Origin of the sequence: Pseudomonas sp. SIMBA_068, from assembly GCF_046534705.1 — a bacterium.
GTDB lineage: Bacteria > Pseudomonadota > Gammaproteobacteria > Pseudomonadales > Pseudomonadaceae > Aquipseudomonas > Aquipseudomonas putida.
In genome coordinates, this window is the sequence record NZ_JAWRYI010001184.1 from 1 (window position 1) to 250 (window position 250).

Annotated in this window: 1 pseudogene; it reads right to left on the reverse strand. The window is 35.6% G+C overall.

Features of this window, described 5'->3' with window-relative positions:
* Positions 1 to 250: pseudogene (locus SB756_RS33275) on the reverse strand (hypothetical protein); the annotation flags it as partial.

Sequence of the window (250 nt, forward strand, 5' to 3'; positions counted from 1 at the left end):
TGTAATTGTACTTACCAGAACTAGTTTCAAACTGGTAGGGTTGTGTACTATCCTGATAACCAGAAAAAATATATTTACCATCTTCAGATCGAGTATTCATGAGACTTAGTAATGTTTGCTGCAGCTCTTCAAGCTCTTTACTTATTGATACTTTATCGTTGGTATTTAAGGCACCATTACCAGCCTGAATAGTCAATGTTTGCGCTTTTTGAATTGCATCCGTGATACTGCTTAATACAGTTTCTTCTGT